Annotated in this window: 8 protein-coding genes; 4 read left to right on the top strand and 4 right to left on the bottom strand. The window is 63.1% G+C overall.

What is annotated here, in order from left to right; translation table 11 throughout:
• Positions 1 to 344 precede the first annotated feature (344 nt).
• Positions 345 to 1,730 carry a tyrosine-type recombinase/integrase gene (locus OHA42_RS17905; RefSeq protein ID WP_406238521.1) on the top strand — a complete coding sequence of 462 codons (1,386 nt, stop codon included), beginning with the start codon at positions 345 to 347 and terminating at the stop codon, positions 1,728 to 1,730.
• Between the two features lie 565 nt (positions 1,731 to 2,295).
• Here OHA42_RS17905 and OHA42_RS17900 read toward each other — a convergent pair.
• Complete coding sequence (locus OHA42_RS17900) at positions 2,296 to 2,625, bottom strand: hypothetical protein (RefSeq protein ID WP_406238519.1); 330 nt, start codon at positions 2,623 to 2,625, stop codon at positions 2,296 to 2,298.
• Between the two features lie 446 nt (positions 2,626 to 3,071).
• Between OHA42_RS17900 and OHA42_RS17895 the strand changes: the two genes are divergently transcribed.
• The 3 genes from OHA42_RS17895 (at position 3,072) to OHA42_RS17885 (ending at position 9,347) form a co-directional block, all read left to right on the top strand.
• Positions 3,072 to 6,083: a hypothetical protein gene (locus OHA42_RS17895; protein ID WP_406238517.1), complete on the top strand. Its 3,012-nt coding sequence runs from the start codon at positions 3,072 to 3,074 to the stop codon at positions 6,081 to 6,083.
• A gap of 647 nt (positions 6,084 to 6,730) precedes the next feature.
• Positions 6,731 to 7,018, top strand: a complete 288-nt coding sequence (locus OHA42_RS17890) for a hypothetical protein (RefSeq protein WP_406238515.1) — start codon at positions 6,731 to 6,733, stop codon at positions 7,016 to 7,018.
• A 1,720-nt stretch (positions 7,019 to 8,738) separates the two neighbouring features.
• A complete protein-coding gene (locus OHA42_RS17885) occupies positions 8,739 to 9,347 on the top strand; it encodes a hypothetical protein (protein ID WP_406238513.1) in 609 nt (202 codons plus the stop codon).
• Positions 9,348 to 9,511: 164 nt separating this feature from the next.
• Here OHA42_RS17885 and OHA42_RS17880 read toward each other — a convergent pair whose 3' ends face one another.
• The 3 genes from OHA42_RS17880 to OHA42_RS17870 form a co-directional block, all read right to left on the bottom strand.
• Positions 9,512 to 11,455: a tetratricopeptide repeat protein gene (locus OHA42_RS17880; protein ID WP_406238512.1), complete on the bottom strand. Its 1,944-nt coding sequence runs from the start codon at positions 11,453 to 11,455 to the stop codon at positions 9,512 to 9,514.
• A gap of 149 nt (positions 11,456 to 11,604) precedes the next feature.
• Positions 11,605 to 12,063: a hypothetical protein gene (locus OHA42_RS17875; RefSeq protein WP_406238510.1), complete on the bottom strand. Its 459-nt coding sequence runs from the start codon at positions 12,061 to 12,063 to the stop codon at positions 11,605 to 11,607.
• Positions 12,064 to 13,736: 1,673 nt separating this feature from the next.
• On the bottom strand, positions 13,737 to 13,961 hold the full coding sequence (locus OHA42_RS17870; protein ID WP_406238508.1) for a hypothetical protein: 225 nt from the start codon (positions 13,959 to 13,961) through the stop codon (positions 13,737 to 13,739).
• Positions 13,962 to 14,046 lie beyond the last annotated feature (85 nt).

The raw sequence follows: 14,046 nt of genomic DNA, 5'->3' as shown, positions 1-14,046 counted from the left end.
CAACGCATCTCCAGCTCGGCACTCCTGTCCGCCGACTTATGCCAACACCAGGACCCCAGGTCGATTCATCAAAATAGCTGCACGGCAGAGACTTTGATGCCATGCCCATTCTCGACAGCTGGATGCCGTTCAAGCACCTCAGTTCTCAGTGCAGACCAAGCACACATCGCGGAACCTCGCACTACTACGCCCGGCGGCCCGTCGAACAAGAAGGCCACCTTCGCCCCGCAACTCGACTCCCACGAATACGCGTAGACGCGAGTCACCGTCGCCAGGAGGCGGAACCTGCTGCACGCCGATCCACCCGCAGAGAACGCAGCCCCAACCGGAAGGAGAACTCACCGTTGACCACACAACCGAGCCACGAGACCGCCAGCAAGCGATCCAGACGTGCGGAACCGATCAACAAGCGCACCTTTAAGAACGGCAAGGTGACTTTCTGGTTCCAGATCGATGTCGGCACAAAGCCGGACGGCAGCCGAGACCGCGAGCGGTTCACCTACGACACCCAGGCTCAGGCCCGGCGCGAATACCGCCGAATCACAACAGAAGTCGCGACCGGAAAATACGTCAAACTTTTAGACATCACCGTCACCGAAGCGATCGAACAATGGCTCAACGGTCGGCGCGGCATCCGGCGAATCACACTGCAGGGCTACCGCAACGACCTGAAACCGGTACGACGGCGCATGGGCGGCAAGAAACTTCGCCAGATCACGAAGGCCGACGGTGACGGACTGGTCGAGTGGATGCTAGCCGAGGGGCGTATCGATCCCCGACACTATCGCCCTGACAGCCTCATGTCGCAAGTCGCTGAGCTGATCGGTCAACACCCCGAAGGAATCTCGGCAGCACGTATCAAGACGGCGTTCCCGGACAACGACATACACACCTGCCTGTCCGGTCTCATCCGATCCGGTCACGTCACCCGACCCCGTCGCGCCGTGTACGTCCTGGCGATCAACGCACAGACCCATCGGGTAGCGAGCGGCGTCAAGCCCGTCACGGTTCGTTCCACGCTGACCACCTTCGGCATGGTCATACAGTCCTACGTCGACCAGGGCGCCCTACCGCGCAACGTCATCGCACTCGTGGAACGCCCCACCGGTGACATCAACGAAGATGACGACGACGAACAAGCAAAGTCGTGGACGGTAGAAGAAGTCGAGACGTTCCGCGACGCGGTACGCAACGAACGGCTCTACGCCTGCTGGCTGCTGAGCTGCTACGGGGCGCGGCGGTCCGAAGTCCTCGGCGTGCGATGGACGCGGTTCGATGCAACCGCACTGAAGGTATGCCGGGGGCGTGTCGCCATCGGTAAGGAGACCGAAGAGAACGTGCCGAAGTCCAGGCGCAGCCGCCGCGATCTTCCGCCACCCGCCGATCTAGCAGAAGCGCTCGACAAGTTGAAGGCGCTCCAGCAGGCCGAGTGCACGGCACTGGGCACCCCCTGGACCGACGATCGGCTGATCGCGGTCGACGAGACGGGAGTGCCGATCCGGCCGGAGTACTACTCGGATATGTTCCAACGGCTCAGGCAGCGGGCCGGGCTGCGCCGCATCCCACTGAAGGGGCTGCGGAACACGAGCGTGTCGCTCATGTTGAAGTTGGGGATCCCGGTCCACATCGTCGCGGCCTGGCACGGCCACGACCCTGCGTTATCGCTGGGCGTCTACAGCGACGCACAACCCGAGGACTTGCGCGCGGCGGGCGCTGCGCTGTTCGGATGATTTGTTGAAATGCCCGCTCCCGCGTGTTGGCACGTTCTTGGCACGCTCACGTACCTGATAACGCCTCACGGAGAGCGGAAACCGCCTCTGACCTTGTCGGGATGACAGGATTTGAACCTGCGACCACTTGGCACAGGTTCCAATCTTCTCGACATACCTCAAAAGTCCTCATCACCCCTGGTCGCTGCCCATATCCAAGCTCCACCACCTACTCATCATGACCCGTCAGATCTGGGCACATCCCATCAAAAGTGTGAGATTTTGGTGGGACGGGTCGAATGACAGAATCCCCCTCCTCGGGGGTTTCCTCCCCCATCGCATAACATCGTTCTTCTCCAGCGGTAGCCTACGGCGAGCGCCATATCCGGGAGATATATTGCAGGATATCCAAAGCGGCAGGCATACCATCGGCGGATTCGGCGACGTGTCGTGCTGCGCCACGCCGACCAATTTTTGTCGACGGCCAACTCATAGCAATCGTAGATCTCCTGGACTCCGCCAAACCCACCTTGAGCCAGGCGGCACTAAATCTCAGGAGCCGCCCCACCGCAGGTCCGGCGCGTGGTCAACGTCGAGTGGGCGGGGTGTCGGCTGCGGCGCGTGTGTGAACGCGATGCCACGCTTCCAGCGTGTCCGTGGTGACCGCGTAGGCGAGCAGGATCTCGCCGAGGGTCTCCCGTGTAGGAAAGCTCTTGACGGTGACAGTGTCGTGCAGCGTGGTAGTGGGCACCTGCGAGGATGCCGCGAGTTCGTTGTAGCTGAGGCCACGCTGCCTATGCAGGCGTTGCAACGCCGCACACAGGTCGGCGCGGATGGTGATCGCATCCGGGTCGATGATGATCTCTGCTACCCCCGGGTTCGTAGTGGATCGAATCGTTCGGCCTATCCGGCGCATTCGGCCGAATTCCCCGGATCGGTGCGACGATCAGGAGTGTTCGGAACGGCCCGGTCACCAGATGCACCGAACGGACATTGTCGCCGATCGTTACCCTCGTGACCACCCAGATCCTCGCCGGTGTTGGCGCACTCGTTCTCATTCTCCAAGCAGCCACCCTCATCCCCGGCGCGCTGACCGACCTCCTGCACGCCAGCCGACGCGTCATGGTCGCTGCCCGTGAGTTCCACACCACACGACAATCTGACCCACGACCGAGCAGACCTGTCACCCGAACAAGAGGACCACGATCGCCCTACTGACAACGAAGTGGGAAATCGCCACTGATATCGAGACGGGAAGTCGCAGTCCGTGTGGACGAGGCGACCGGAAGATGTTGCAAAACCTTCGATTTGGGGCGATTCTGACGGCCGGTAACCGACCCAAAGCGGAGCCTGACCCCGATAATGGCGCATCTCGGTTGCACCTATCCGCGCACCGGTCCCGCGTCAACGTCATGGCCTCATACAACTATCTGGTCCTTAGATCAGCTAGGCACCCGTGACATCGCTGCCGAAGAGGCGGATGATCACAAACAGCCAGATTCCATGCGTTGCACGATCTCAGGGGTGCTGCACCCCGGAAGGGTGCGAGTCGAAGCGCCTGTCTGTACAGCTGTCGTCACCTGTGGAGGCACCGTGGATTTCTCAGAAGTTCTACGAACTGACGATGCTGCGCCCCCCGCGGTTCTGGTCGGCCGAATCTTGACCGCGCCTGCCGAAGGGCCACTTCCCACGTTGGGTGTTGAGATCCACAGCGCCGAGGGGGGCAACCTCCTTGCGGTCGGAAACACGCTGAGGTCGGGTTCCTTCGTGATCGAGATTCCGGCGGAGTCCGTCGGAGCCACTGTGGTGGTGAGTCTCGTGGACGCCGAGGGTACGACCCTCAAGACGGTTCGTGCCGAAGCTGATTCACGTGTCGTGCATCTGCGGGTTCCTCGGCAGACCCTTTCCGATGCACAACCGGTCCCCGTCGACAGGCCAGTGATCTCACTGCTTCCGCGCGTTCAGGAGGTACAACTGCGCGCCCGGATTGATTCGCTCATCGCCTCCGACGAACTTCCCGAGTCCAGCCGCTCGGTGTATGACACTGCCGTTGGGTCCGTGCGATGGCTCGAGGATCTGGTTCCCGACGCTGAGCTGACCCTCGCCGGGAATGAGGACTCCGCGCTGCGTCTGCGGCGCACGCTCCTTCCACTCGGTGAGAATGCCCGTGCACGCGGCGGAGACGGAAACATTGTGCCTCTCCTGACTGCACCACCGTCCGCGAGAGCTGCGGTGGCCATCCTGGCTTCCGCAGCGTTGTGGTCCGCCGACGACTTTGACGAGGCGCAGGTCATGTTGGAAGGCCTGTCTGACGCGGTGACGCCACGGCACTGGATCGAGCTTCTGCTCGACGAACAACTGCAAGCACCCTCCATGCGCTTTCTGATGTCCGGACCTGCCGGTTTCGGTGGATTCGACCGTGACTTCGGTAGCGGTCCGGCCGGTGGCGAGGTCCCCAATATCAAGGTGCCGAGCACCGGCGTGATCCCCGGTTTGAAGGGTCCTCCGTCGCTGGAAGGCCTGCTCAACAAGAAGCCGAAGATCGTGTTCGATCCGCTCGTACCTGGCGGGTTGCGCCCCGACACCCCCGTGCTGCAAAGAACCTGCGTTGAGTGGGCGATCGACGCTGCCGCCAAGGCCAGTGCCCTCGCTCCACGCTGGCGCATCACCGACTTGAGCAACAGAGTAGCTTGCCCCGGTTCTGAATTGACCTTGTTCGGTGAGGGATTCAGCATCAGAGGCAGCGTCTTCTTCACCGGGTCGGATGGCGAGGTGGAGGCCCAGAACGTGTCGCTGTGGACCGCCACGAAGATCACTGTCGAGGTCCCCGCCGAGGCCCGCCCTGGACCGATCCGGTTGAGCATCCTCGCAACAACGATCGCCTCGTGCGGGGCGGGTCGTTTTCCGGTCTTTCGCCGTGGGGGCAGTGATGTGGAGTTCGTCGGTGGAATTCCCGAGGTCAAGGGACTCGGCGTCATTTCCGGGACTTCATGGTCCTCAATCGTCGCTCCGAACACCGACGCGCTCATCTGGGTGTCCACCAGTTCCGGTGAAGGGATCATCGTCAATGTCGATGTGAAGCAAGCAGGCACGACAATTCGAAGCTTCGCCGCCCTGCCGGGCGGCGATCACACGCTCATCTTCCGGACACCCGCGTCGGCTTCTGCGATCCAACTCGAGGTGGTCGCAACCGTCCTGAGCTGGTGCGGCAATTCCCAGCGGCGTGTGACCCTCACAGTCGGCCACGAACCTCACCTGAGAATTCGAGGGATCGAACTTGTCCAAGCCATCCAGTCACCGGATCCCCTGCAACCAGGCGCGGGGAGCACCGCGGTGAGGTTGGTGGCACAGAAGAGGACAGCGGTCCGGGTCTACGTCGAGTCCGGACTGCCTCCTGCCGGGTCGTACGGGCTCGGTCCCGGCGAGATACCGATCACCGGCACTGCCAACCTTTTCGGAACGTTCGGTGGCGTGTACGGAATCCAACGGCTGTCCACGCAGCTATCGCCTGCTGCCGCCCGACCGGCCGCAACCCGGGACAACGCAATCGAGTTCGAGCTACCGTGGGAGATGCTGGACGGCGACATTCGGGTCGAGGTCACCGTGCGGCCGAATCCAGTCCTACCGCTGCCGGTCGATTTTGCGGCATCGAAGGCATCCATCTCCGCCACCTTCGTACGTCGAGGTCAACAGGTCCTGGTCCCCATTCTGATACGCGACGACCTCCACCCCCCGCCCAAGACAACGACACCGACGATCGACGATTGGCGGGCAACACTCGTAGGTGCCAAGGACAGACTTCCGCTGGCCGAGGACGGCTTCATCGAGGCCGTTGCGCCCGGGCTACCGGTTCCATTAGGTACCAAACGTGATCTGACGATGGAGTCTGAATGGCAGAAGCTTCTCGACGACATCGACGAGTTGTGCCGCGAATACTACAATCCAACCCGCGAAATCATCTGGGCAGCAATAACTCCGCCCTCCCCAGAACCTGAATTCTATGGACTCAGGGGAATATCCCACAACTACCACTTCGACAGTGGTGTGTTCCAGTGGCCGGCCTATCCCATCGACCTACGGGTGATGATCGCGCAGGCCGGACTCAGGTCGACTTTTGCCCATGAGATGACGCACCTCTTCAAGATCGATCATTCGGCGTGCGGCAATCCTGAGAGACTCGATAGTCGACTTCCCAGTGAGACCGAGCTCGGTGCCGTTTGCTGGCGCGCATCAGACGACGTCACTTTCGTCGCTCCGTCACCGGAACTTATGGGTTATTGCGGTGTGCCAATAGATGGGTCCAATGAGCTGGACCGAGAGGGTCGGATGCCCTCGATTGCGTGCTGGGACATCGTCTTCGACGCACTGAAATGAGTGAAGGGATTGGCATGACTGACAATGCCCATCGGGCTGTTCAATATCTTCAACTCATCGGACGACTGCACGCTGACAATCATCTCGTCCTGAGGCCCGGATACCTCACCGAACGGCCGCTTCCATCACAGGCAACCGATCCGACGACCCTGTTCGCGGAAATCAGATCACAGGACAGACCTCTCGTCCGAGCACCGCTGGCGGTGTTCGGATACTGCGGGCGAAGCGACTCTGCTCTCGCAGTGCGCGGCACCGTTCCCCTTCCAGATGCTGCCGACAACATGCGAATTGTGCGCAGTGAACGCGATCGCGACGATGTCGTTATTGCCGACATCGAGGTGCCCTCGACAGGACCAGAACTCGAGATCATTGACGTGCCGCGGGGCGCCGTGACCGGTAGCCATCTGATCAGATGGCGGGCCGCAGGTGAACCGCCGCCCACCGAGTTCAGAATCAGGTACAGCCACGATGACGGTCGCGCGTGGATCCCCGTCCTGCTACGCACGACATCCCTATCCGCATCCGTCGACGTCGATGATCTTCCCGGCGGGGATCGGTGCAAGGTAGCCGTCGTGGCCACGAACGGTGTCCGGTCAACAACCGTTCAGAGCGAGCCCTTCCAAGTTCCTGTGAAACCGTGCCGACCGTTGATCCAGAAACCGTCCAGCGATGCGGAGCTGAGCACTGAGGAGGTCGAACTCCTCGGCAACGGCTGGTGGTTGGAGGAATCCACCCCCGAGCTCGATCAGCTGAGCTGGCGATCCGATGTCGATGGCGAATTGGGCCGTGGACGGCTTCTCCGGGCGCGGTTGTCGCCAGGTCGCCACGTCCTCACCCTGACCGCAGGGGCGGGGGAACGCGCTGGCTCTTCCTCGGTGATAGTTCAGATAAGTCCGCAACCCCAGCCGTGGATCAACCGATCTGCTGCCACCTGAACTGCGTGACCGGTCAGCTCGAATGAGACGTGGCCGGACCCGTTCCACATCCGGTGCAGCACGCTGCGGTTCCAGCCCTCGCTGGCCACCAGCAACACCGCAAGCGCGAACGCCTCGACCAGTCAGAAACAATCTGGCCCAGGTCTTGTCGGCGCCGCGTCCGACCAGAACCCGCGCATGCCGATGCAATATGTCCGCACGACCTCCGTAGCGGGGACGTCCCCGGTGCACAGAATCGCATCCAGCGCTTCGCCGATCACCAGTCGGTGTGACCTGACCTCGTTGGTTCTGTCCGCGTGATCTGGCGCCTGCTGGTCGGTCCGCTCAGGAGAACACGTCCTCGGCCATTTCAGGGATTCCACAGAGCCCGGATCATCCCCGCGTGCGCGGGGAGCACACTTGTTGACCTGGCAGTATCCTCAGCAATCCGTCGATCTCCATTCGGTTTGTTCATGTGGGTCACTCAACCCCGGAGCGATGTCATCACATTCAACCAATTCCTCAACACATGGACCCGCGCAACGAGAACAGGAGTATCCACCCACGAATCTCGCACCTACACGTCGGCCACGTAATTACGAGTGACCCCGGCTAAGCCCTCCGGTGTCCAGCTGGCACCCTTCTGTCCAGGTCAGAGGCCCTCTCACGTCCCGCCAATGTCTCTTCGTCCGGCCTGCACCTGCCTGTCTTGGCACACTGAAAATCGCGGCTGACCTGCGTTCCATCGATGGCGCGCCAAGCTGATCGCGGCGCAGGTTCTTTCCTAGCTCCGACTGCTGATGTCGAGGCCTTCGCCTCAGCACCGTTCAAACGAGCAAGGATGTCCTCATCCACCTGGAACACCTTCCGGCCCCGACAGGTGAGGCGGTCCGCTGTACATCGCAGCGGCAGGATCGGTGATCTCGGGACCCAGGCTTCTGTCTTGCTGCGGTATCGCAACACCTGACCGTTTCATGCGCCGAGTGCTGTCCGTAGCATGAGCAGCGACCGCGATGGTGCTATCGCCTGCGGCGGAAAGTAGTTGGCGCACCTGCTTCGGCGTGATCTCCAACAGTTCGGCGATGTCATCGTAGTTGTGGCCTTGACTATGGATCACCGATGCGGCGACCGCTTGCTCGGTCCGTCGCTCAGCGATCGCTGCTTCGGCGCTTTCGCGGATTTCGGCGATCCGCTGATGGAGTCCCGCGATCTCACTGTCGCGACGGCGCTCGAGCTCGTTGATCGTTCGCCATGCCCCGATATGCCGCTACTGCTGCGGTCACGGTCTTCTCGCGTTCGCGCGCCGCAGTCCGACGCACACGGATGCGATTGCGGGCCCGTTCAAGCCGTTCTACCAGTTCTCGTGAACCGTTCGCGCTGGACCGCGACGACTTGCGGTTGTCGTCCACGACGATTTCCTGACCGCTGATCCGAGTTCTTCCCTGGCATCCACCATAGCCGCGAAACGGCATTGACCCGCGGACATCCCGCATATCGCGGTCGGCCCCGAACCTCCTTCGGTGAGCCGAACCTCTACCGTCCGTCCCAACGTCCGAAAGGTCGCCACATGAAGCCACACACCACGACATCGCCGCACTCCCCCACCGCTGATCCTCGACATTCACAGCACAGCAGAGTTCAATATTCTGCAGATCATCCACCACCATGCCGGATATCAGCAGCGGCGTTGTCGCGCACCAGTCCTCGTCGCAGCGCAATGCCGCTGGGAGGGGACCTGCTCATGGACACCGACATCTCATGCCCCACCTGCGGACGAATCGACTGCGTCCAGAGCGTTCCGGCGATCCGTGCAACCGGGGTCCAGTCCGTCTCCGGCTCGGACTCCTACAACGGCATCGGGATCACATCGTCGGGGTTCGTCCCCGTTTTCGGCACAACGACAATCGAGCGGACCCACACCTCGATGCTCGCCCAAGCACTCGCGCCGGAACCCGCCCAACGATCCTCGGAACGCCTGCTGGGCTGCGGCGCGCTCATGCTCATCCCGCTTCTCGCCGGACTCCTGCTGACCTTCGCCGCTTTCCACAGTCCAGACCCAGGCGGCGACTTGCCTTCGGCGATCGTGGTCCTGACCTTCATGCTTCTCGCGTTGGCTACCCCAACAACCCTGGCGTGGACTGCCGCGGCCAAGCGAGAACGCCGCAGCAGCCGCATCGCGCGCGGACGTCCAATGGCCTACACGGTGTGGCGGGCTGGGCAATATTGCCATCGCTGTGGTGTGTGTTTCTGGCCGTACCCACCAGCAGCCGACGTTCCCGCGCGACAGTCGCTGTCACCGAACCAGTTCCGGTGGATTGTCTGGAACACTGGGGGCTACGCGGACCTCTGATAGCGAGATTCCTACAGGATAGGTCCCAGCCTGGTTCCACACTGCTGCAACGGTTTCCGCGGCCGATTCCATGCGAATCTGTCGCTACTGACCATCAGTACTCACCGCGAAATCCAACGACATTGTCAGCGCTCTTCGAAAACCGGCTAACGCTCGCTTTGCGGCTACCGCGTATTCGGACCTTCGTGAATGCGAGCGCCAGCAAGGTTATTGCGGATTACGATCGTCGTCGGGTGGTCGGGTCCCAGCACCCGTTCGCTGTCGGTGAGGGTCGTCTTGTATAGCGGGATCGCCTTATCCAGCTGTCCCGCCGATTGGTAGGCGCTGGCGAGGTTGTTGCGGGAGGTGAAGGTGTCAGGGTGGTCGGGTCCCAGCACTCGCTTCCGGTTGGTGAGGGTCGTCTCGTGCAGTGGGATCGCCTTATCCAGCTGTCCCGCCGAGTGGTAGGCGTCGGCGAGGTTGTTGCGGGCGACGAGGGTGTCGGGGTGGTCGGGTCCCAGCACCCGCTTCCGGTCCTTGACGGTCGTCTTGTGCAGTGGGATCGCTTTGTCCAGCTGTCCCGCCGATTGGTAAGCGTAGGCCAGGTTGCTGCGGGAGGTGAGGGTGCTCGGGTGGTCGGGTCCCAGCACTCGCTTCCGGTTGGTGAGGGTCGTCTCGTGCAGTGGGATCGCCTTATCCAGCTGTCCCGCCGATTGGTAAGCGTAGGCCAGGTTGCTGCGGGAGGTGAGGGTGTCGCGGTGGTCGGGTCCCAGCACCCATTCGCAGTCGGCGAGGGTCGTCTCGTGCAGTGGGATCGCTTCGTCCAGCTGTCCGGCCGATTCGTAGGCGTAGGCGAGGGTATTGCGGACGACGAGGGTGTTCGGGTGGTCGGGACCGAATAGTCGCTCGGCCTCGGCGAGGGTGTGGACGGCGTGGGTGATTGCTCGGGTGAGGTCGGCAGAGTAGATGAGTTGACGGCCTGCCCAATCACCGGTGGACAGCACCCGGGTGGCCAGGTCGGTGTCGCAGGTTCGGGGTAGTCCTGTGGCCCAGAGTGCGTCGATCTGTTCGATCAGCTGGGATCCGTGTTCGCGGCGTGACCACGCCTGATACTCGCCGAACAGGCACGGTTCGATCACTTCGACCGCGGCGGTCACCAGATCAGCGCCGGTCGTGGTGGATTGGGCGCGTTCCCGGACCACCCGGCCGACCAGTCGGTGCATGATGAGCGTGTCATCGGTGGCCGACCACGACAGCACCGACCCCGCGACACACCGCGCGACAGCCTCGTCGACGCAATCATCATCGTGCTCGGGCAGCATCCAACGGGGGACACCGGCCGGCGATAGCATCGCCACCACCCCGATCAGCCACCGCACCACCGCATCCGCTCCGGCATCGTCACTGGTCGCGGCTTCCACGCTGTCCAGCGACAACACGATCGCCTGCACCACCGGGCGCTGATAGTCGTGGCCCGCCTGCCGTTTCAGTACCGACGGCAGCGGCCGGGAAGCCAGCAGCGACAGGTAGCGGGTGTAGTCGAGGCGGCGTGTGGCGATCACGCCGGCGGCTGCGGACAGCGCCAGCGGCAGATCCCCTACCTCGGCCGCCACCAGCGCAGCACCCTGTGGGTCGGGCAGACCGGTGGCGGCGGTGAGGTAGCCGACCGATTCGGTGCGGGTGAACACCGCCAGGCCAATGGTTTCCCCGAGGGTGGCGAAACGCTGGTCGGTGCTGGTGATCACCACCCGCGTCCCGCCACCGGCTGGCAGCAGGCCCCGGATTCGGTCGGGGTCGCAGGCATTGTCGAACACCAGCAACCCCGGCTCACTGCTGCCGGAGAGGTGAGTCAGTAGTCGCCGCGCCGACACCGCGGAGTCACCGTCCGGGTCGCCCACGCCGACCTCGATGGCGATCTCGGCCAATCCGGCGCGGGTGGTGTCGAGGGTTTCCGCGTTGACCCACCCCACTATGCACTGGCCGGTGTCGATCGCGTCGCGGGCCACCGCTGCGGCCAGCTGTGTCTTGCCGACTCCCCGCATTCCGGTCACTACGACCGCCACCCGCGAGCGGCGCACCGCCGCCCGCAAGTCCTGTTGCTGGGTGCGAGCCAGGAAATGAGCTGGCACTTGCGGAATCGTGCTCGACACCACCCGAGGTCGCGCCGAACCATAAGGGGGCGGGTGGTGCACCGTGGTGTGGTGAATCGACATATTGCCGCCGACGCCGACATGGTCGAACGACAGCCATGGTGTGGACGGGTCAGGCGCGGCCCCGCCTAGGGCCGCGCCTGCGGGGGGTGGGGCGGCTCCTGGCCGCCGGCCCGGACGCCGCTGATCTTCATCGCACCACCGACAGCGACATCCGTGCCGATCACACCTGAACCGGTCGAGGCGATATCGGTAATCTCCAGCTCACCGGCACGCACCTCCTGTAACCAGACGCCGACGATCTGCTCCACCTGCGGCACATGCTGGTGCACCACCACCAGCAACCGCCGCGCCGCGGCGAGCAGTTCCTCGTCCTCACCCGCCCCCGCCTTGCTCAGCTCCTGTGCCAAAACCGCGCGCCGGGCCCCGGAACTCGGATCGTGCTCCACCACAGCCACATCCGCCGACTGGTAGCGGCCGGAGATCAGTTTCTTCACCACCTGAAATGCGTCAGCAACCAACCGCTTGGTCGTCTCGTTCACCCCTGCCGCCGCCCCGGCCGCGATCGCCGCTACCACCATTGTCACCGGATCCACCCGTACCGACCTCCCACGTTCGGCGCCAACCCATGATCGGGTGCTCTCACTGAACCAGCCGGCGACCACCTAGCACAAGAGGCGACCATGATCGGGAAATCTCCTGTCCGGGAAAGAGCGCGGATTCCCTACGCGGGGATGAGGTTTCGGGTAACTGATCTCGGCCGCCTGCAGTGTGTATTGGCCCGAATCGATCGTTGGATACCAGTGCGAGTTCGCGATGAGGTCATCCTCGGTGCAGTTTCCGATCCAACGCGCTGAGTGGTCGCGTCCTCGCCGAGAGGATCGTCGAAGTTCGGAGTCGCGGTGAGCCAGTCGAGCAGTGCTCGGTCAGGTGATAGAGCTCGTAGTTCACGGCGACATAGCAGTTGCGGCGGCTGGGTTGCCCAGCCCGGTCGTGACTGCACGCCCCACGAATCAGGCGACCTGCCATCAGCACTGATGCAGGACGGTGGTGACCAGATCACAAGCGCCAGAGCGCTCGTCGCCAGTTGGGGCGGCTCGCAGTGACCGAATTCGACAGACAGATCATCCTTCAACTGCGGCGGTGTGAATCCAGGCTCGACAAGTGTCTGGAGGTGTGGCAGGTCAACGTGCCGGGTGTGACGAGACTGGCCGCAAGCGCGCGGTAGTAGTATCGATTGCGGGAGAATCCAGCAGGCGGGCCCGACGTAGGGGGTCGGCCATGTCTTTGCTTCGTCCGCCGCGGTCACCGCGGACAGCTCGATCCCCGGAAGCCCTTGAGCGACTTGAACGCTCGCGTGCGCGCATTCGTGAACGGCGAGCGCTGGCACGCCAGCGAGAGCAAGCGATCACCGACGCAGTGAAGCCAACACGGCTGTGATATCGCTGTACGCCGGAGACCGAGATCCACACAACCGGGCGCGAGTGGCTCGCTATCGGGTCGCCATCAGCTGGTCGACCAGTGGGGGCACGATCTTTTTTTCAGGACTCGAATGTCCCAGGGGCAAAGAGTGCTTTTCGCTCGCACCGACGCCGCCTCGATAACCGCCCGCGACCAGTCGATCAAGCCCTTGTTACCCAGCGGCACCACCCAGCCAGACACATGCACAAATACGCATGAAATCACTGGCCTGGTTCCGTGTTCACTGAGCCGACCGGCGACGGCTGGCGCGTCTGGACCCACACTAGGTGAGGGCAAGCACTGGCCCTACCGACCCCGCTAGACACAGTGCGCGTTACCCGCACCCGATCAACGGCGTGCCCCACACCTAGAAATCACCACGACGGTTCGTGCGGACGAGGCGGACGCGCAGATGTTGTCGGTGCCGACTCCGGCCAGCTGCGGTCCCCATACGAACCGATCCGCCCGATCGGCCTCCATCGTGGTGCGGCGGCCCCGACAACTCCGCTCATCCTGACTTTCCACCATCTCCCATCGAAGTAGTCGAAATCTCCTCCTGACCCGAACGCCAGGTCTGAGCACACGCTCGGGTCTGGCGTTCTTTCGTTTCCGGAAGGTGCTGCGTCATGCCAGATTCCCCTCACTCCCAACCCCCGTGTGTCCTGTGTCAGTCCAATGATCCGGACGACCGCAACCGGATCGCGGATCAATCGGTGTGCGAGCGGTGCTTGCCGCGACTTGCGCGCTGCGATCGGTGCCGCGACCACGTCATCACCCTGCTCGACACCGCCGAAGGCCTTCAGCTGTGTCCACGCTGCGTCACCGGCTGGACGGCGTGCGTGTCGTGCCGTGCCCTGACCAGCCCCCACAGGCGCACCGACACCGATGAGGTGGTGTGCGCGAACTGCTCGGGAGTGTTCTTCGACCTATGCGGCCGGTGCAGTCGTTTCAGCACAACCAGCCGATACGTCTCCGGCGGAACCCGGGCATGCACCCGCTGCGCCAACCGGTACGCGGCCTGCATCGACTGCGGCACCCTTATCCGCGACGGCGGCGACTGCAACACCTGTGACCGACCGCATCACGTCTGGAACTACAGCTACAAACCC

Source organism: Nocardia sp. NBC_01009, assembly GCF_045208035.1.
GTDB lineage: Bacteria > Actinomycetota > Actinomycetes > Mycobacteriales > Mycobacteriaceae > Nocardia.
This window is presented reverse-complemented; position numbering and strand designations above follow the sequence as displayed.

Coding starts and splice junctions, on each gene's coding strand:
- OHA42_RS17885 (WP_406238513.1), top strand. CDS start 8,739: ATGGACACCGACATCTCATGCCCCACCTGCGGACGAATCGACTGCGTC.
- OHA42_RS17900 (WP_406238519.1), bottom strand. CDS start 2,625: ATGCGCCGGATAGGCCGAACGATTCGATCCACTACGAACCCGGGGGTA.
- OHA42_RS17895 (WP_406238517.1), top strand. CDS start 3,072: ATGGCGCATCTCGGTTGCACCTATCCGCGCACCGGTCCCGCGTCAACG.
- OHA42_RS17870 (WP_406238508.1), bottom strand. CDS start 13,961: ATGCAGGCCGCGTACCGGTTGGCGCAGCGGGTGCATGCCCGGGTTCCG.